We start from the raw sequence: 19374 nt of genomic DNA on the forward strand, positions 1-19374 counted from the left end.
TCTTTCTTTTGTCTCTTTTAAAAGGTATTATATCAGATTTTCCTCGTTTCTCCAACACTTTCCCTGTTGCCAAATCTTTCTCCCCGTGATATAATTCGGTATCTTTGTGTTTCATATAATAAACGCAGCGCCATCGGATATCACGATGCGTAAGAAAAGGAGAAGAACATGAAAAAAGCTATGATCGCTATGAGCGGCGGCGTCGATTCCAGTGTGGCTGCCGCCTTGATAAAGGAACAAGGATATGACTGTATCGGGATCACGATGCGTCTTTACCAAAATGAAGACGCCGGGATTTCCTGCAAAAACACATGCTGCTCTCTGGACGATGTGGAAGATGCAAGGCGGGTGGCTTACCGGCTTGGCATGCCATTCTACGTACTGAATTTTACAGCGGATTTCCGAAAGGAAGTCATCAGCCGGTTTGTGGAAGCATATGAAAATGGAGCCACACCAAACCCGTGTATCGACTGCAATCGCTACATCAAATTTGACCGCCTCTATCAGCGTGTCAAACAGCTTGGATTCGATTATCTTGTAACAGGTCACTATGCCAGAATCGAAAACAAAAACGGACGTTATCTTTTAAAAAAGGCGCTGGATCCATCCAAGGATCAAAGCTACGTCCTCTATTCCATGACCCAGGAACAGCTCGCCCATACAATTTTCCCTCTGGGCTCCATGAAAAAATCTGAGACTCGCGCCTTGGCTTCTGAGCATGGACTGGGAACAGCAAAAAAACCAGACAGCCAGGATATCTGTTTTGTTCCGGATGGAGACTACGCAAAAGTGATCGAGCTGCACAGTAAAAAGACATATCCATGCGGAGATTTCGTCGACAAAGAAGGAAATGTCCTTGGACAGCACAAAGGAATCATACGATACACGATCGGGCAGCGCAAAGGTCTCGGTCTCTCCCTAAAAGAACCAATGTATGTCTGCGAAAAATGTCTCGAGGACAACACAGTAATTCTGGGACGCAATGAAGATTTATTTTCCCGGGAGCTGGATGCCGGAGAGATGAACTGGATCGCCTTTGAGCAACCGAAGGGGCCGTTCCGGGCAAAAGCAAAGATTCGATACAAGCAGGAAGAACAGTGGGCAACTGTCACGCCGACAGATTCCGGACAGATCCACCTTGTTTTTGATGAGCCGCAGAGAGCCATCACGAAAGGTCAGGCTGTTGTCCTTTACGACGGAGATCTTGTTGTCGGAGGAGGAGTAATCTGGTAGAATAATGCCAAGGAGATGATACAATGCAGCGCAATATTGATATGAATGAAATTTCAGACGGAAATCTTTATACTTCCAATGATCTTGTGAGAGCGGACTGCGGCGGATGCCTCGGCTGCTCTGCATGCTGTCGGGGAATGGGAACGAGCATCGTCCTGGATCCCTATGATACCCAAAATATACAAAAAGCAACCGGACAGTCCATGGAAGAACTTCTCTCCACGTGTCTGGAGCTTCACGTGGTGGACGGTCTCATTCTTCCAAATATGAAAATGGCCGAAAAGACGGATGCGTGTGTGTTTCTCAACAGCGATGGCAGATGCAGCATCCACGCGCTTCGCCCTGGTTTTTGCAGAATGTTCCCTCTTGGACGAATCTATGAGGAGCATTCTTTCCGCTATTTTCTGCAGACAAAAGAATGCCGCAAATCCGCAAGAGCGAAAATCCGAATCCGAAAATGGCTCGGAATTCCGGATCTGAAACGTTACGAACAGTTCATCTGTGACTGGCACTATCTTTTGAAAGATCTCGGCAGACATATAGAGACTGTTCAGGATGACGCCTATCAGAAACAGGCTTCCCTCTTCCTCCTGAAACAGTTTTATATGACCCCATATGCCCCAGAACAGTTCTACGAAGAGTTCAATACGCGCCTTCACGGCACCCGCAGACTTTTCCATCTTTCCTGATCAGTTTTACAGCTCGTCCGAATTGAGTACGATCGTAAATGGTCCATCGTTGATGAGGGAAACTTTCATGTCTGCTCCGAACTTCCCTCTCTCTACCACCGGGACTTGTTCTTTACACTTGGCAATGACATATTCGTAGAGTTTTTCTGCCATATCTGGCGCCCCTGCCTCGATGAAGCTTGGCCGGTTTCCCTTTTTGCAGTTGGCGTACAGCGTAAACTGGGAGATCAGCAGAAGCTCTCCTTTCACATCGGCAAGCGCCAGGTTTGTCTTTCCGTTTTCATCTTCGAAAATCCGCATGCCGATCAGCTTTTTGACCATTTTATCTGCGACCTCTTGCGTATCATTTTGTCCCGCACCAATCAGGACCATCAGCCCTTTCCCGATACTTCCAAGGGTTTCGCCGTCTACTTTTACAGAACTTTCCAGTACTCTTTGGATAACAAATTTCATTTTTTTCAATCCTTTCTTTTTGTCTTTTCCTATCTTACCTTTTTTTGTTCTTTTATGCAAGAATTTCCTTGTATTCGCCGAGCAAATACGCTATAGTTAACCGGTAGCGTCGATGCAGACTGACGCTATGGGAAAATCAGATACAGGAGTTGAACATACAGATGAAATTACAGCAGTTATTGAGTTATACAAGAAAAGCAATAGACGAATATCAGATGATAGACGAAGGCGACAAAATCGCTGTCGGAATATCAGGCGGCAAAGACAGTCTCACTTTGCTTTACGCCCTGCACGGGCTCCGGCGTTTTTATCCAAAGCATTTTGATCTCATCGCTGTTACCGTTGATCTTGGATATGAAAAATTTCACACGGAGAAGATCGAAGCGCTTTGTCAAAGCCTCGATGTCCCTTACTATGTGGTGGAGACAGATATCGCCAAAATCCTGTTTGACGAGCGAAAAGAGCCAAATCCTTGTTCCCTCTGCGCCAAAATGAGAAAAGGCGCACTCAACGAAGCGGTCAAAAATCTCGGCTGCAACAAAGTTGCCTACGCTCACCATAAGGATGACATCATCGAGACAATGCTCCTTTCCCTGATATATGAAGGACGTTTCCATTCCTTTTCTCCGAAATCTTTCCTGGACCGGATGGAACTTACGGTAATACGTCCAATGATGTACGTCAATGAAGCGGATGTCATCGGCTTTCAGCATAAATATGATCTTCCGGTAGAAAAAAGCCGCTGTCCGGTAGATGGGCATACAAAACGTCAATATGCCAAAGATCTTTTAAAACAGTTAAACATGGAAAATCCAGGCGTAAGACAAAGAATGTTTACCGCTATCCAGAATGGAAATATCGAAGGATGGCCTGCTCGACTTAGCCGGGAAGAAGTATATAAAAAGTAGTCCCATTAAAGGACTACTTTTTGTATACTTTCTTTGATCTTTACTATCTCTGCGATGGCTTTCACGCAGCCGTCCACTCCTAAGACACCGCTGTCGAGACACACGTCATAGCTCTGGATCGCAGACCACTTTTTATTTGTATAATAATTATAATAGCTTCCACGTTTTTTATCTGTCTTCAGGATCATCTCTTTTGCTTTTGCATCCGTCATATCATACATTCTGCTGATACGTTTTACCCGTTTTGCGACGTCTGCATGGATAAATACACTTAAAACGTTCGAATATTCTTCCAGTGCGTAGTCCGCGCAACGACCGATAAGAATACAAGGTCCTTCATCTGCAATCTTCTTGATGGCATCAAACTGTGCCAGAAAAATCTTATGGTTGATCGGCATGTCGGAGTAGCTGCCGGATGTATATCCGAGAGAATAAGTATCCATTACAAGGGAATAAAGAAAACTGCTGGTCGGCTTCTCATCGTGTGCCTTCAAAAGCTCCTGGCAGATGCCGCTCTCTTTCGATGCACGGTCCAGCATCTCTTTGTCATACAATGGAATCTCCAACAATTCAGAGAGTCTCGTTCCGATCTCATGTCCACCACTGCCGAATTCCCTTCCGATCGTGATAATTGTATTTGTTTTTTCCATATAAGTCACGCTCCTTCATGATCCATGGACAGCGCCGGTTTCTTCCGCTGTTTTCCATTTAATAAAGACATTATACCGCAATCCCACGAAAAAGTATAGAACTTTACCAAAAATTTATGTCTGATTCCTTAATTTTTCCAACAAATTAACAAAATACTCCGGTAAATGAGCGTCAAACTCCATGTATTCTCCAGTAGAAGGATGGATCAATCCAAGGGTCTTTGCATGAAGTACCTGTCCTTTTACACTGGAAAACGGGCACTTGGAAGGTCCGTACACTGTATCGCCAAGAAGCGGATGATGGATACTTGCCATATGGACACGTATCTGGTGCGTGCGTCCTGTTTCAAGTCTGCACCGGATGTAGGTATATTTGCCAAACCGTTCCATCACATAGAAATGTGTCACAGCTGATTTTCCATTTTTATAATTCACACTCATTTTTTTCCGGTCTGTTGGATGTCTTCCGATAGGTGCATCTATGATTCCTTCGTCTTGGGAAATATTTCCATAGACAATGGCATGGTATTCCCTGCGAATGGAATGCTCCTTCAGTTGCTGTGCCAGTTTTCTGTGCGCATCATCATTTTTACAGACAAGAAGTGACCCTGTTGTATCCATGTCGATCCGATGCACGATTCCTGGACGCATGACACCATTGATACCGGATAAACTGTCCTTGCAGTGATATAAAAGCGCATTGACGAGCGTTCCGCTGTAGTGTCCTGCTGCAGGGTGAACAACCATCCCCTTTGGTTTGTTGACGATCAGAATATCCTCATCCTCATAGAGAATATCCAACGGGATATTTTCCGGAAGAATATCCGGTTCCACTGCATCCGGAATCTGCACCGTAATTTGTTCCTGCCCGTTTAGTTTATAATTTGCCTTGATTGATATTCCGTTCACAAGAACCATTTTATCCTTGATAAGCCGCTGGATATAAGATCTTGAGACATCCTCTAATTGTAAAGAGAGGAATTTGTCGGCCCGTTCTCCGGCAAATCCCTCCGCTGTAAATTCTCTGCACTCCATTTTATTGCTCCTTTTTTCTTCCCACAAAAGCAAGATCTTCCTCCTTGTACACAAAGAAGATCAAAATGATCAGCGCTGCAAAAGAAACAGTTATATAAATATCCGCCACATTAAAAACCGGAAAATCGATCGGTTTAAAGTAGAAAAAATCTACCACGTATCCAAGCCGGCTCCGGTCGATCAGATTCCCAGCCGCACCTGCAAAAATAAATATACCGCATATACGGAGCGGCAAATACTTCCTTGTCTTTGGAATCCAGGTATAAAGAAAAATGATCAGCCCAAATATAATGATGCCGGTAAGAACAAAAAACCATGTCTGATCTTCCAGTATCCCGAAAGCTGCCCCTCTGTTCTCCACATACGTTAGTTCAAATACATCTTTCCACACAGAGATGGACGGCTGGTCTTTGAGATAAATGACCGCCAGATATTTCGTATACTGATCCGCGGCAATGGCAAGCAAAATCCCCAATACCGCCATAATATAACTTCTGCCTTGCTTTTTCTGTATCATTGCTTTCTCCCGTATTTAGATATATTTTCGAATCTCCACATAGCAGCGTCCTTTTCTTGTCTCAGATAAAATTCCCATATATTTGAATTTCCCAAGTCCGCGGACGGAAATCACATCCTCTTCCTTTATCCGGTATCCGTTGCTCAGAATGAGTTTTCCATTCACAAACACTTTTTTCCCTTCAATCAGTCCGGAAAGTCTGCTCCTGGAGGAGCCAAAAGCCTGGGCAAGGAGGGAATCCAGACGTACAGAGGCTACTGTTCCTTTGATGACTTCGTATGCCGGTTCATAATGAAACGAACTTATGTCCTCTCTTTTTGCCATGACGGAAGTGTGCCGGATCCTCGTGAGATTGTCAGTTAAGAAATCTGCTATCTGATCTTCCACAAAGACAACGGCTTCTTTGCCGAGCACAAGAATATCTCCGATCGTACACCGCTCAATTCCAAGATTTAAAACAGCGCCCAGATAATCCCTGTGACTCAGCTCTTCCGCAAACTTCTTTCCAAGTGGACAGATTCGGATTGCAGAAAAAGGATATTGATATTCATAACAAAGAGCATCAGGTAGAAATGCAGCCATCTGACGCTCCGAACTTGCATAGCCGCCGAAAGTCTCATACTGGGCAAACAGCATGTCTTTCGGCGTCGTATGTAAAATATTCAATTCATTTAAGTTCAGAAAATCACTGAACATAACAATTCCCCGCTGGTATGCTGTGCGGGACAGTTCGATCAGCCGCTTCTGAAGCAGAATCTCTTCTTTTTCCATTCTGATTTACTGTACTTTCCCTTTTTAATATCTCTTGCTGATAGAAGAAACATCAAACGAAGTATTGAGCAGATCCTGAAGATCTCCCGAAATTCCTACATTCGTAGGTGTCAAAAGGAAGATGAAGCTGGATATCTTCTGGAGATTACCGTCAATGGCAAATGTAGCTCCTGAAGTAAAGTCAATGATCCTCTGTGCAATCTCAAGATCCAGTCCTTCCAGGTTCAAAATCACAGTACGTCCGCTCAGAAGAGTCTCTGTAATCTCTCTTGCATCATCCACTGAGCTTGGTTTGATCACACACACTTCCATGTTTGTTACCTGCGGACGGCGATTCGAATGACGCATCGGAGTTACTTTATTAGCAGATGCGGAAGAAGTTTTGGATGTATATTCTGCGCTCTCCTCATGGTCAAACTCATCATCCTGCTTTTTATCTCTTCCAAATAATTTTTTCTTTGGCTTCTCGTCAAAATCATCGTCCAAGTCGTCTTCATCAAAGAAATCATCATTCTCGTAATCATCGTCATCATTTAATTTCATGATGTTTAAAACTTTGTCTAACACTCCCATTTTTTACACTCCTATCTTGTGTTCTTATCTAAAGCATAATTTCTTTTACCAAAGATTCCTGTACCGATGCGTACCATGGTGGCACCTTCTTCTATCGCTACTTCATAATCATTGGTCATACCCATAGAAAGTACGCCCATATGGATATTATCAATGTTTTTTGATGCAATGTCAACAGATAATTTTCTCAGACCTGAAAAATATTGTCGATTTTCTTCTGGATTGTCTGTATCTGGCGCAATCGTCATAAGGCCACGTACAATCACATGCGGGAAGTCCTTTAGTTTATCGGTAAACGAAAGCACTTCTTCCGGGAAGAGTCCAAATTTACTTTCTTCTTTTGCCATATTTACTTCCAAAAGTACGTTCGCCGTCACGTTCTTTTTCTCTGCTTCTTTTTCAATTGTCTCCAGCAGACGGATGGAATCCACTGAATGGATCAAATCCACCTTGTCAATAATGTTTTTCACTTTATTTCTCTGGAGGTGTCCAATCATTTGCCAGCGGATATCTCCCGGAAGTTTTTCGTGTTTTTCTGCCAGCTCCTGCACTTTGTTTTCTCCAAAAACCCGAATCCCTGCATCGTACGCTTCTTCTATCATCTGCAGCGGCTTCGTCTTGCTTACTGCCACAAGTGTTACTTCGTCCCGATTTCTTCCTGCCCTTTCACAGGCTTTCTGGATTCGTTCTTCCACTTCTTTCAGATTTTCTTTTATAAATCCTGTTTCCTGTTCCATATATGCATCCTTCCCTTCTACTGAACAAGTATCTCGTCGTCTTCCACGGAATCAGCGTCCAGCACAATCCGATCATAATTGGAAAGAAGATTGCTGATCCCATTTCTTGTGATATAATAGTCCTCATTCTCTTCTGCAATATCGATTGTCGTAAAAACTGCATATCCGCTTCCAGCCTCATAGACGCCAGGTTGTTCCACAGGATCTGACAACGTTTTCGTATTATTGGAATCCTGCATTCGGATAACCGTCCCTTCCGGGAGATTTTCTGCAGATACACAAGCCTGCTTTTCATTTTCATCCTGGTAATAAACGTCTGCTGCCTGGAACCTTGTCTTTCCGTTCTTTTCTTTTACCAGGACGCCTTTCTCTTTCGTCTCCCCGTTTGTCACGATATAGTCAAGCGGCAGCATGTAACAGTCCTTTTTGATTACCGCCGACTTCGGCACTCGAAGTCCTGTCACATCTTCCAGTATCAGTTCGATGTCCAAATACCGTTCAGACAGATATCGAACCATGGAATTATCAAAGGTCAAGTATGCATAATACCGGTCTTTGTCTTTCTGTTTGATTTCAAGGCCGGCAATCATTGTCATATTGTCTTTCAGAAATCTTACCTGAATACTTGTCTTTTCTTTTGCAAGAAGATCTTTTGCTGTGTCCGGCGAAATCTCAGTTACGACATACCACTCTTCTTCCGTGATAAGTTTATATGCCCCTTTGCCTGACTCTGCTTCTGAATTTTCTGTTACCTGCTTCTGTGTATACTTTTTCTTGTCCAGCACGGATTCTGTCACATCTTCTTTCTTCAGTTCTTCATATCCATCAATGTGGTATGCCAAAACTCCGTCTCTCGGACTGTAATATATCTCATAGCTTCCTTCCCCTTCGTCCTGAAGAGCATTGGAAAGTTTTTGTGTTCGGCTCTGGTTTGTCTTGTCTTCACAAAAAGTTTCCATCTGATCTTTCATCACATAGACATCTGAAAACGCATCTTCGTCATAATTTCCCATGAAAGACTGCATTGAGGACAAAAGCGCCTTTTGTTCATCTGACGAAAGTCCTGACTCCTGTCCCTCCGCCGTATCAGACTGGTTTTCAAGATTCAGTTTTTCATCCGATACAGTGCAGATACTGTCTCCAGCCGCAACCTTTGTACCTTCTATCTCATAAAAATTCAGATAACCGTTCCGGTTGGCTGGAATGACTTCCTCCGTACGGATGGCTATCCCTGTATAAATCTCATCTTTCAGGATGGAGCCTTCCTGAACTTCATAAAATGTGACATGTTTGCCTGTAATGTAGAACAGCACTGTGACGATGACATAGATCAATATCACAGTGAACAGGAAAACGCCGATATTAAAATTCCATTTTCTCCGGTAGTCCTGTATATTTGTAGGTTCCTTTTTTCCCACCAAAACACATGCCTCCTGCTATTCTAATGTTTTCAGTGCGCTTCCATTCAGATAATGAAACCGATCACCTTGACGCACATCATTTTCTTCCATCTTTTTCATGACCATATCCTTCAATTTCCACCAACTTGTATTCCAGTTGGAAAACAGTGCATCCTCCTCCGGAATCCGACTGAAAAGCCTCTCCACCACTATATCCGGGGACAGGTACCTGAGAAAGCGGATCAGGCGGTCTATATATTCTTCACAACTACATATCGAAAATTCTCCTCTGGCGAATTGATCCGCCATTTTTGTTCCTTTTGCAATATAAAGAGAATGGATTTTTACGATGTCGCAGTGCAGCGCCGAAAGGATCTTCGCAGTTTCCACTGCGTCTTCGTCCGTATCCCATGGAAGGTTTAATATCACGTGAGTACAGATTTCAAACGGATATTTTTGGATCTGCAGCACGGCATCGATGTATTCGGCAAGGGTATGCCCACGGTTAATCTTCAGAAGCGTGTGATAGTTTGCTGTCTGAAGTCCTAGTTCTATTGTAATTTCAACACCTGTTCTTTCCATTACCTCATGTAAAAAAGCCAGGTATCGGCTGTCGATACAGTCGGGCCTGGTGGAGATGGAAATTTCAACAATATCTTTTACACCTGCAGCTTCTTCGATATATTTGCGGAAAACATCCAACGGAAAATAAGTGTTCGTGTAATTCTGGAAATATGCAATGTATTTATTTGCGTGATATCGTTTCCGTATATACTCCTTGGTCTTTTCAAGCTGCTCTTTTATCGGAATTTTTGCTTCCATCGCTTCAAATCCCGTCCCTTTTTCTGCACAAAACGTGCATCCGCCTTCTACTCGACGGTTCGGGCAGGTTCCAGGGAGATTGACCGGGAGTTTATATACCTTTTCCCCGTATTTTTCTTTCAGATAGCTGCTGTATGATCGATAACGTTCCTGAATCATAAAATTTGTTTTTCATCCTTCCTGCTGTAAATTGTATATTTTTCCTTTTTTTGACGATACTAAAGGAAGAACTGATAAAGGAGGATAATCATATATGAAATGGTTTGACAACATTGCTTTGACACTTGTCATCATCGGAGCTCTGAACTGGCTTTTGGTAGGCATTTTCCGCTTCGACCTTGTCGCATATCTGTTTGGAAATCTCTCGGTTCTTTCCCGTATCATCTATGCGGCTGTAGGTCTTTGCGGACTCTACCTCATCAGCCTGTTCGGCCGTATCCGCGGATTTTCCGAACAATAGGAACTGGCTGTTTATTTAGGATATGCTATTTGTCCCTTCCAACAGAGCTGACATATCCTGATAAAGGGCATCTTTGGTCCCGGCCCCCATTACAACGGAGATGTATGGATTGCCTTCCTGATTCTTTTCAAGAAGAATCAGACAGAATCCTGCCTCTCCTGTGGTGCCGGTCTTACCTCCCAGTACAGTTACGCCATCTGGGGCAGCAGCAAGTCCTTTGGCATAGTAGTTCGTCGGCTCCCATCTGTCAGTGCGGATGCTTCCATCCGCTTCCTTGATGGACACATCTCTTCCATCGCTTTCTATTATCTTGGCAAAATTCTCATTCTTGATACATTCACTGAAAATCAGGTACAGGTCATACGCTGTCGTATAATGATCAGCATCATGAAGACCATGCGGGTTCATATAATGCGTACCTGTGGCCATCAATTCCTTCGCCCGGCTGTTCATTTCTTCCACAAAAGCCTCTTCGCTTCCGGATATATGCTCTGCGATGGCTGTCCCGGCATCATTTCCAGAATACAGCAAAAGCCCATAGATAAGATCTTCTAAAGTGAGCTGATCCCCCTCTTTGAGTCCGCAAAGCTGTGCATCTGACGGAAAACTTTCTGCAGCGGCATGGCTGCTTACAGTCACGATATCCGAAAGGTTGCCCTTCTCCAGAGCGATCAGCGCTGTCATGATCTTCGTCGTACTTGCCGGATACAGTTTTTCATGGATCCGGTCTGCATAAAGGACTTTTTTCGCATTTATGTCAAAAAGCCCTGCTGCATGGACATTTGTGCTGCCACTGTAGGAGATTTCGTCCAGGTCTTCGGCTGAAACACACAAATCTGTCGCATAAAGTTTTTCTGTCTGATAGACAGAATTGCCGTACATTTTTTCTTCATACGGCACGACACTTGCTTTTTTCTCTGCATTTTTTATGGAAACAGCATAAACCCCGGCTCCGCCGGCAGCTGCCACCAAGACGAAAGCTGCTGTCGCTGCCAGGATCCTTGCTCTTTTTTTCTTTTTCCGTTTCTTCTCCCGCAGTGCTCTCTGATGTGCGATCCTACGGCGTCTTTTTTCATTTTCTGTCTCAGATGGTTGTCTCTTTTCTCCCATTTTTACACCCTTATCTTCTTTTTTATTTATACATTTCCCTCCAGTCAAGGTCTCCCCTGTCGATGGCCAGTATGATCAATTCGGCTGTAGCCAGATTGGTTGCCACCGGAATATTGTACGTGTCACAGAGCCGGATCACATCGTTTACGTCCGGTTCATGCGGCTTCGGATTGGACGGATCTCTCAAGAAGATCAGCGCATCAATTCCATTCTGCGCAATCTGGGAGCCAAGCTGCTGCTTACCCCCAAGCGGTCCTGCCAGATATTTGTGTACATTCAGATTCGTCACTTCTTCAATCAAACGCCCGGTCGTTCCTGTTGCATACAATTCATTCCTGCTTAATATTCCACGATAAGCTATACAGAAATTCTGCATCAACGTCTTTTTTGCATCGTGCGCGATCAATCCGATATTCATTTACCTCACTCCTTATTTATATTTTTTCTGCTGTAACCCAACATTCAGAACAATACCAATCCCGATATACATACTCAAAAGGGAGGACATGCCGTAACTTACAAACGGAAGCGGTATACCGGTATTCGGGAAAAGGCCCGTCGCAACGCTGATGTTGATAAAACTCTGTATGGCTATCTGCGAGGCGATCCCGCAGCAAATAAGCCTTCCCCCTAGATCTTGTGCTCTCATACCTATCAATAGGCATTGTATTACAATTAATAATAGCAGACCAATCACAATACAGCAACCCACAAAGCCTAATTCTTCTCCGACAATCGCAAAAATAAAGTCGGTCTGAGGTTCCAGTATGAAATTTCCATTTTTCACGGAAGTAGTTGTATTGTTATTGAGTCCTTTTCCAGTAAGCTGGCCGGAACCGATAGCCATGATGGAATTGTTCTGCTGGTAGGCCTCATCGCTTTTATATTTCTCCGGCTGCAGCCATGCAAGTATACGCGTCTCCTGATAGCCATGCAGAAGATCCAAATCCGAATGCACGATCAGGCTCAGAAGGATGATGACTGTTGGTACAGTAACCAGAAGAACCACTCCGATAAATTTATAGCTCAGTCCGCCTACATACATCAATACGCAAAATACAAGGGCTATGGAAATCGTTGTGGAAAGATCGGGCTGCTGGTAAATAAGAAAACATGGAACAGCCAGAAGTCCCACGGCCCTAATGATCGTGAGCGGTTTTTTCATCTCGCCCTCATGTTTCATTATAAATTTAGCAAAAAACAGCACAAGTAATATCTTGGCAAGTTCCGACGGCTGGAATGTGGTAAACCCCAAATCTATCCATCTTGTGGCTCCATTGACATCTTTTCCAAAGAAACGCACTACCAGCAAAAGTCCCACCGTCAGAGCGTAGAGCAGCCACTGAAGATTCAGGATCCATACATAGTCTATCAAGGATACAATGACCAGTGCGATCAGACCGATAATCAGACCGATGATCTGTTTTCCCTGCACAGACTGTTTGGCGCTCCCAATAAGCATAATCCCAAGGGATGTGAGGGCCAGCACCAGAACAAGCAATGTGAATTTATAATCTTTTAAACGATAAGGTTTCGTAATATTCAGTATTTTCAAAGCTTTTCTCCTGTCAGTGTAATGGTAATCCGGGAACGGCTGATGGAAACATCAAAGGTTTCCGGTGTTGTATCAATGTATTTTGAAATTGTTGCAAACAAATCTTTTTGAAACAATTCTCCCACATTCGGGTTACAATCAATTCTGTCAGAAACAATCAGAGTTCGCAGACGGTCTTTGGCAATTCCGACAGACGCTTTTCTTTCCATTCCTTCAAATATACCCATCTCAAAGCCTCCTGACTAATTCTTTTTGAATAAATGGGAAAGTCTGGAAAGCAGACCTCCTTTTTCATCCATATTCATAATCGGGATGTCTTCTCCGATGATCCTGCGGCAAATGTTCATGTATGCCTTTCCGGAAAGGCAATCCTGATCGATAACCGGTTCCCCCTGGTTGGTAGCCACCACCACCTGCTCGTCATCTGGTATCGCACCGAGAAGATGGATTGGAAGGATCTCCGTCACATCATCCACGGACATCATATCTCCTCTTTTTACCATATCGATCCGGATCCGGTTGATGACAAGCTCCAGATTTCGAAGCTGCTGTGTTTCCAGAAGTCCAATGATCCTGTCCGCATCACGTATAGCAGACACTTCCGGTGTGGTTACAACGATGGCTTTGTCTGCCCCTGCCACCGCATTCTGAAATCCCTGCTCAATACCAGCCGGGCAGTCCAGAAGAACATAGTCGTACTCATCTCTCAATTCGGCCGTAAGCTTTCGCATCTGTTCCGGAGAAATAGCGGATTTATCCTTTGTCTGTGCGGAAGGAAGAAGGTACAGACCTTCATATCTCTTGTCTTTGATAGCCGCCTGTTTAAGCCTGCATTTTCCCTCAATCACATCCACAAGATTGTAAACGATTCTGTTTTCGAGCCCCATGACCACATCCAGATTCCGAAGTCCGAGATCTGTGTCGATCACGAGAACTTTCTTGGAAAGTTTCGCAAGACCTGCTCCTATATTCGCTGTCGTTGTCGTCTTCCCGACGCCTCCCTTTCCTGAAGTAACTACGATGATTTCACCCATTTTCTTTTCCTCCTGCTAAATCCTGATGAACCGGCAGGGGCCTCTCGCCGCCTGCCGCAATGTCTTTGGTAAACTCTCGTCTGCTTCTTCTTTAGTCTCCGGATACGACAGATCCAAGAGAGGAAGCATGTCCTGTCACGATTTCATCTTTCTCATCCAGGTTGTAATAGTAACGAATGATATCCCTGCCCACTTCGGAAGGATAAGTTGAATTATATCCGTTTGCGATACGGATCGCAAACGCGATCTCCGGATCACTGCTCGGTCCAAAACCGACAAACAGACCGTGGTTTGGATGCGTTGTGCTCTGCTGTGCAGTACCCGTTTTTCCGGAAAGTTCAAAATTTCCGAGACTGCCGAATGTGTACGAAGTACTTGTGACTACTCTTCTCATACCGCTTTGAACCGCATCCCATGTGGAGGAAGAAACTCCTTCAACCTGATTTTTAACCTTTGGCTCATAATCTTTCACAAGCTTTCCATTTACATCCGTCACTTTATCCAGCAGACTTAGGTCATAGACTGTTCCTTCGTTGGCAATCGCTGTAATGTATCTGGCCAGTCCTGCTGTCGTGTAGTTGTTGTTGCCCTGTCCGATAGAAGAACGCACGGCATCCGTATCGGAAATCTGAGGAGCTGATTCTGTGATCTCCACTCCAGTCGTGTCTCCAAGACCGAATTCTTCTGCATACTGTTTCAGGACATCTGTTCCTGCATCTGTACTGTATTTTCCCGTACTCTGAGAACCGAGTCTGTATCCCACTTCATAAAAGAAATCGTTACAGGAGTGCTGAATCGCACTTACCACATTCTCGCTTCCGTGAGCACTTGGATATACCCAACATCTTGGATTCGGGAAAATTTTGTCAAATATACCGCTGCATGAGATGATGCTTCCGGTGTTGATGACTCCTTCCGTCAACCCTGCCACCGCAACAAGCGGTTTGTATGTGGACCCAGGCGCCGTCTTTTCCTGAGTCGCCCTGTTGTACATCGGTCTTGAATTCATGACTGACAGTTTTGCGAAATAGTTCGAGTCAATGGTGTTAGCCAGACGGTTATTGTCATACCCAGGATAGGATACCATAGCCAGCACCTGCCCGGATTTCGTGTCTGTGATGACAATAGACCCACTGCAAGGTTCCAGTCCAAGTTCTCCTGGTGTGATCTCCAGATTTCGGATTTTCTCCCGGACAAATTCATAAGCACTCACGGTCCCTGATCTTAGCCGATTATACTGTGTCTCGTCATATTTGATGATATTTTGTTCATATAATAAAAGACATACCTGGCGTCCTGTGAGTTCGCCGCTTTTGATCATATATTTATAGATGATTTTCTCAAAACTACTGTCTGTACTGATGGAACTCTGCACATACTGAACAATCGCCTGATATACTTCAGATGCATCTGAATAGTTTGCCTGGCCTTCCAGATAGTCTGTAAGCTTGGACGTATCAATCCAGTTTTTGGAAATAGCATAATTCAGATATTCATGGATACTGATCGTCTCATCTTCTTTCCATGCCAGGTACGTTGCGTCTCCTTTATCAATTTTATCTTTCAAAAGGATGCCTGATTTATCCGTAAGAAGATCATCTACCACGTAGTCAATATAAGCTTTCATTTTTTTGGAAAGACTTTTATATGGTGTTCCGTTCTCATCCTGCATTTCATTGGCAATTGCTGCGATGGCGTCTTCCTGCTCTCTGGAATATAACTCCAGCACCTGCTTTTCCGTTGTCTTTGCATCGCTTGCTTTAAAATGCTCCGTGTCCAGGATCTGGTTTTCAAAAAACGCATTGTACACATCCCCAACCGGAATGATAATGTTGTCCGCGTCTGTAATCTTGCTCCTGTCGTAATCCAGCTGATTTGTCATCTTTGCCAGAAGGATGGCGGCAAGCTTCTCCTCCAGAATATTATAGGCAGCCATCTGAAGATCCGAATCAATGGAAAGATACAAATCATTTCCTGCTTTTGCATCTGTCACCTTTTTAGTATCGATGACTTTTCCTACATTGTTGACATAAAACTTTGTCTCGCCTTTTTTCCCCTGAAGAATGCTGTCCATGGATTTCTCAATCCCTGCTTTTCCCACGATATCTGTGAGAGAATAGTTTTTCTGCTCTTCATCTGAAAGGGCATTGTATTCTTCCTGTGAAATCTGACCAGTATATCCGATGATAGAAGCAAAATATTTGCTGTTGTTATACTGACGAATGGAACTTTCCTCAATGCTGACGCCTGTCAGTTCATCCTGTCGTTCCATGATCTCCGCCACCGTCTTATCGCTCACATTGGTTGCGATAGTCGTGGCGATATATTTTCGGAATTTATTCAGGCTCATGGCATAACGGATATTCACAAGTTTCAGAACATCCTCTTTCTCGTATTTTTCCTCATCGATCCCATACCCATACTGCTTGTCCGTACATAGATAGTGGATCATATCATCCGCTGTGTAGTTCTTCTGCTCTTCCGAAAGCTTGTCGATCGTGGCAAAGCCAAACACATCAGCTATAAACCGAAGCCTTGCAGTACCCTCAGAAGAATAAGCATATTCTCCATTATCATTTAAAATGATTCCGAAACTATTGATGACAGAGTCGCCGTTTTTCTCTATGATATCGATGACAGTTCGGATTGTTTTGTTCAGCTCTTTATTTTTTTGCGCAGTTGTGTCGTAATCTCCGTTATCCTCGATCGTCACGGAATAGGCAAGCACGTTGTCCGCAAGCACTTTCCCATTTCGATCCAGAATCCTGCCTCTTGTTCCCTGAACTTCTCTTGTTTTCTGAATCTGTAGCTTATAATCATTCAGGTAACTTTCCCCTTTTACAATCTGAAGGTAAAATACTCTCTGTACCAAGATCGCTGCCATCACACAGAATGCTATCATTACGATAAACATCCGTGAACTGAAAACTCTGATGACAGTCTCCTTTATGCGTTCCCATATCTTATACAAATTTGCTTGCACTCCTTTTTTCTTCATCTTCCAGTCTTCGGTTGATCCTAAGGATGATCTGATAAAGGATCAGTGTGACCAGAATCGTATATACAAGTTCTGGCATGATGATATGCCCCAAGTAATACAGAAAATGGAAATCGCTTTGCAGCATAAACTGAAAAACGTATACCCAGAGTCCGTAGATCAGCTCGCTCCCGCTGATCAGAAGAAGTGGAAGTTTCATATCATCACTGTAGTAAAGCCTTTTGAAAAACCCGTTCACATATCCGATGACGGAATATAAAAGCGTATAAAACCCAATATATCTGCTGAAACAAAGATCCAGCAAAAAACCGCTCAAAAAGCCGACAAACATTCCCTCATTTTTTCCTCTCATAAATCCAAAAGATGCTGTCAGGATAACAAGAAGGTTCGGCTTAATGGAGGCTATCTCAAGATACTGAAACACTGTCGTCTCAAGGAGAAAGAAGAGGATGATCATAATGACCTCTATAGCCTTTCGTTTTACTGTCTGCATTCCCATTCTCCTTCCTGCACTACTGCTGGTTCCCGTTGTCGATCAGATCCTGTTTTGTCGTGGTAATGACCATGACTTCCTGCAGTTTCTTAAAATCCACCGCCGGGATGATATATCCGGAACGCGTCAGATTGTTGGAATCCACCTTGACATCGCTGACATAGCCGATAAGAAGTCCCTGAAGATACTTGCTGCTGATGTTGGATGTGACAATCTGTTCTCCCACAGCCACTTCATTGTCATTGTTCGGCAGCTGCTCAAACTTGATTACTCCATCGTTGATCAACTTGAGATCTCCACTCACAATACATTGGTCGAACGTCGTCATAACCATGGCAGATACATTGACTTCATCGATGATGGAACGCACGGTAGACGAATGTTTCCTTACCTCTGTAACAATTCCCACAAGTCCGCTTCCGGACAGAACATTCATATCTTCCCGGATACCGTCCTCACTTCCCTTATCAATAATAAAAGAAGTAAACCAGTTGCTTCCGTTATTGGCAATCACTCTGGCTCCTACTTTGGGGTAATCGGATGTATTCTGATCCATCTTGTACAGCTCATAGAAACGGTCAAGTTCCACTGATTTCTGCTGAAGCTGGCTGTTCTCCATTTTTAGGGTCTCATTCTGCTCTTTCAGCTTTTCATTTTCTTTCTGGACTTCCTTCAATGTAGCGAAGTTTTCTCCCACATCTCCGATCCATGTCCCGATCATATTTATCCCTTTCTGCATCGGGATAACAGTATAGTCGGCAATGACCCTGAGCGGTCCGCTTTTGATATCTGCAAAGAAGGATGCTCCCATGCAGACAACACAGATGACAGCGATCGCCAGCAGCCAGTATTTACTTTCGAATTTTTTCTGTTTATTCGGTTTATTCGTCTTCATCCTATCTCATCCACCTATAGTTTTCATCTTTCATGGAGTACGCAAGTCTCCCAAGTTCCGGAGACCGTATGATCTCCCGAAGTCCTTTTGCCACGCAGTATTCCGGCTCTTTTACCGTATGAAACATAAGACCGGTCTTTCCTTCCAGATAATCCGTGATCCCAGGTGTCCTTGCCACACCGCCGGTCAAATAGATTCCGGATCTGCGGATACTGGACAGTACTTCCGGTGGAGTCCTCTCCAGCATCAGCAGCACCGCATCTGCACACTGTTTCAGCGGTTCCCGCATGGCCGCCCTTACCGCATGTACCGGTATTTCCTGCTGTCTGGGCCCGCCTTCTGCCAGATCGATACCAGCCGCAGTAACTTTCCTTCCCTCATCATCCCAAAATACATTCATCTTTTTTCTAACGGCCTCCGCGGTAAGACGGCCGATAGCAAAATCCTGATTATGCCTTACGAGTGTGACGAGTGCATTGTCAAATGTCACTCCACCGATTTTAAGCAGCCGGTTCATGACAATTCCTCCGGATGCCACGATAGAAATATCTGTCGTCTCTCCTCCGATATTGACGATCGCCGCTCCTGGACTTGACATAATATCAAGTCCCAGTCCAACTGCATCGGCCAGAGCACGTTCAACGATGTTGACCTTCTTGGCCTTGGCCGAAGAATAGATTGCCAGGTCGTAGAATGCTTTTTTCTCTACCTCCGTTACATCTGTCGGAACGGCAACCACATATTCTGTTCCTCGAGAGAAAAGTCCGTCATCCGGTTTCAGAAGACGCGTCAGCAGAATCTGCATGTCATAAAATCGGGAGATGACTCCCTCTTTCATGGGAAATTCTATGCGGATATGCTCAGGTGCCCGTTCAAACATACTGTAAGCCACATCCCCATAAGCAAACATCTCATTTGTATCCTCCGAAATGGCCACCACATTTTTTTCCATCCATATCCGGTCTTCTTTTTTGTCATATATTTTTAACTGATATGTTCCAAGATCCAGGCCATACACATTTCTGGTCATCGATTATCTGC

At 44.1% G+C, this 19374-nt stretch carries 22 protein-coding genes; 4 read left to right on the forward strand and 18 right to left on the reverse strand.

Annotated elements, in window-relative coordinates; translation table 11 throughout:
• Positions 1–168: 168 nt before the first annotated feature.
• Positions 169–1233 carry a tRNA 2-thiouridine(34) synthase MnmA gene (gene mnmA / locus FLB61_RS10205; protein WP_221920070.1) on the forward strand — a complete coding sequence of 355 codons (1065 nt, stop codon included), beginning with the start codon at positions 169–171 and terminating at the stop codon, positions 1231–1233.
• A gap of 23 nt (positions 1234–1256) precedes the next feature.
• Entirely contained in the window at positions 1257–1922 is a 666-nt protein-coding gene (locus FLB61_RS10210) for a YkgJ family cysteine cluster protein (protein WP_087200472.1), read from the forward strand.
• 6 nt (positions 1923–1928) lie between these two features.
• On the opposite strand, the gene dtd is transcribed toward FLB61_RS10210, so the two are convergent.
• Complete coding sequence (dtd, locus tag FLB61_RS10215; RefSeq protein ID WP_087200620.1) at positions 1929–2375, reverse strand: D-aminoacyl-tRNA deacylase; 447 nt, start codon at positions 2373–2375, stop codon at positions 1929–1931.
• Positions 2376–2536: 161 nt separating this feature from the next.
• Between dtd and FLB61_RS10220 the strand changes: the two genes are divergently transcribed.
• The gene (locus FLB61_RS10220; protein ID WP_087200471.1) at positions 2537–3283 is read left to right on the forward strand and encodes a tRNA 2-thiocytidine biosynthesis TtcA family protein; all 747 of its coding nucleotides are present in this window, start codon (positions 2537–2539) and stop codon (positions 3281–3283) included.
• Positions 3284–3288: 5 nt separating this feature from the next.
• On the opposite strand, the gene FLB61_RS10225 is transcribed toward FLB61_RS10220, so the two are convergent.
• From FLB61_RS10225 to mnmL, 8 genes are all read right to left on the reverse strand, one after another.
• The gene (locus FLB61_RS10225; RefSeq protein ID WP_087200468.1) at positions 3289–3933 is read right to left on the reverse strand and encodes a cytidylate kinase-like family protein; all 645 of its coding nucleotides are present in this window, start codon (positions 3931–3933) and stop codon (positions 3289–3291) included.
• A 114-nt stretch (positions 3934–4047) separates the two neighbouring features.
• Positions 4048–4968 (reverse strand): RluA family pseudouridine synthase, encoded by a 921-nt coding sequence (locus FLB61_RS10230; RefSeq protein WP_087200617.1) that lies wholly within the window; start codon positions 4966–4968, stop codon positions 4048–4050.
• A gap of 1 nt (position 4969) precedes the next feature.
• Positions 4970–5485, reverse strand: a complete 516-nt coding sequence (gene lspA, locus FLB61_RS10235; protein ID WP_087200466.1) for a signal peptidase II — start codon at positions 5483–5485, stop codon at positions 4970–4972.
• A gap of 15 nt (positions 5486–5500) precedes the next feature.
• Positions 5501–6256: a YlmH/Sll1252 family protein gene (locus tag FLB61_RS10240; protein WP_221920071.1), complete on the reverse strand. Its 756-nt coding sequence runs from the start codon at positions 6254–6256 to the stop codon at positions 5501–5503.
• A gap of 24 nt (positions 6257–6280) precedes the next feature.
• Positions 6281–6829 carry a cell division protein SepF gene (locus FLB61_RS10245; protein WP_087211445.1) on the reverse strand — a complete coding sequence of 183 codons (549 nt, stop codon included), beginning with the start codon at positions 6827–6829 and terminating at the stop codon, positions 6281–6283.
• 11 nt (positions 6830–6840) lie between these two features.
• A complete protein-coding gene (locus FLB61_RS10250; protein ID WP_087200460.1) occupies positions 6841–7566 on the reverse strand; it encodes a YggS family pyridoxal phosphate-dependent enzyme in 726 nt (241 codons plus the stop codon).
• A gap of 17 nt (positions 7567–7583) precedes the next feature.
• Positions 7584–8984, reverse strand: a complete 1401-nt coding sequence (locus FLB61_RS10255) for a biotin/lipoyl attachment domain-containing protein (RefSeq protein WP_330625589.1) — start codon at positions 8982–8984, stop codon at positions 7584–7586.
• Between the two features lie 18 nt (positions 8985–9002).
• A complete protein-coding gene (gene mnmL, locus FLB61_RS10260; RefSeq protein WP_087200456.1) occupies positions 9003–9947 on the reverse strand; it encodes a tRNA modification radical SAM protein MnmL/YtqA in 945 nt (314 codons plus the stop codon).
• Positions 9948–10041: 94 nt separating this feature from the next.
• Between mnmL and FLB61_RS10265 the strand changes: the two genes are divergently transcribed.
• On the forward strand, positions 10042–10248 hold the full coding sequence (locus tag FLB61_RS10265) for a DUF378 domain-containing protein (RefSeq protein ID WP_087200454.1): 207 nt from the start codon (positions 10042–10044) through the stop codon (positions 10246–10248).
• 15 nt (positions 10249–10263) lie between these two features.
• Here FLB61_RS10265 and FLB61_RS10270 read toward each other — a convergent pair whose 3' ends face one another.
• The 9 genes from FLB61_RS10270 to FLB61_RS10310 form a co-directional block, all read right to left on the reverse strand.
• Entirely contained in the window at positions 10264–11358 is a 1095-nt protein-coding gene (locus FLB61_RS10270; RefSeq protein ID WP_087200615.1) for a D-alanyl-D-alanine carboxypeptidase family protein, read from the reverse strand.
• A gap of 22 nt (positions 11359–11380) precedes the next feature.
• The gene (locus FLB61_RS10275) at positions 11381–11776 is read right to left on the reverse strand and encodes a methylglyoxal synthase (RefSeq protein WP_087200452.1); all 396 of its coding nucleotides are present in this window, start codon (positions 11774–11776) and stop codon (positions 11381–11383) included.
• A 12-nt stretch (positions 11777–11788) separates the two neighbouring features.
• Positions 11789–12913, reverse strand: a complete 1125-nt coding sequence (locus tag FLB61_RS10280) for an FtsW/RodA/SpoVE family cell cycle protein (protein ID WP_246599199.1) — start codon at positions 12911–12913, stop codon at positions 11789–11791.
• A complete protein-coding gene (locus FLB61_RS10285) occupies positions 12910–13140 on the reverse strand; it encodes a cell division topological specificity factor MinE (protein WP_087200448.1) in 231 nt (76 codons plus the stop codon). The genes FLB61_RS10280 and FLB61_RS10285 overlap by 4 nt, the downstream gene beginning before the upstream one ends.
• 15 nt (positions 13141–13155) lie before the next feature.
• The gene (gene minD, locus FLB61_RS10290; protein WP_087200446.1) at positions 13156–13947 is read right to left on the reverse strand and encodes a septum site-determining protein MinD; all 792 of its coding nucleotides are present in this window, start codon (positions 13945–13947) and stop codon (positions 13156–13158) included.
• 91 nt (positions 13948–14038) lie between these two features.
• Positions 14039–16945, reverse strand: coding sequence for a penicillin-binding transpeptidase domain-containing protein (locus tag FLB61_RS10295; RefSeq protein WP_221920073.1), 2907 nt, complete (start codon positions 16943–16945; stop codon positions 14039–14041).
• A complete protein-coding gene (mreD, locus tag FLB61_RS10300) occupies positions 16911–17438 on the reverse strand; it encodes a rod shape-determining protein MreD (RefSeq protein WP_087200445.1) in 528 nt (175 codons plus the stop codon). Before mreD ends, FLB61_RS10295 begins: the two co-directional genes overlap by 35 nt.
• A gap of 19 nt (positions 17439–17457) precedes the next feature.
• Positions 17458–18333 (reverse strand): rod shape-determining protein MreC, encoded by an 876-nt coding sequence (mreC, locus tag FLB61_RS10305; RefSeq protein WP_087200442.1) that lies wholly within the window; start codon positions 18331–18333, stop codon positions 17458–17460.
• A 1-nt stretch (position 18334) separates the two neighbouring features.
• Positions 18335–19363 carry a rod shape-determining protein gene (locus tag FLB61_RS10310; RefSeq protein ID WP_221920074.1) on the reverse strand — a complete coding sequence of 343 codons (1029 nt, stop codon included), beginning with the start codon at positions 19361–19363 and terminating at the stop codon, positions 18335–18337.
• Positions 19364–19374: the final 11 nt, after the last annotated feature.

The sequence above is a fragment of the Sellimonas caecigallum genome (genome assembly GCF_019754295.1).
Lineage (GTDB): Bacteria > Bacillota > Clostridia > Lachnospirales > Lachnospiraceae > Sellimonas > Sellimonas caecigallum.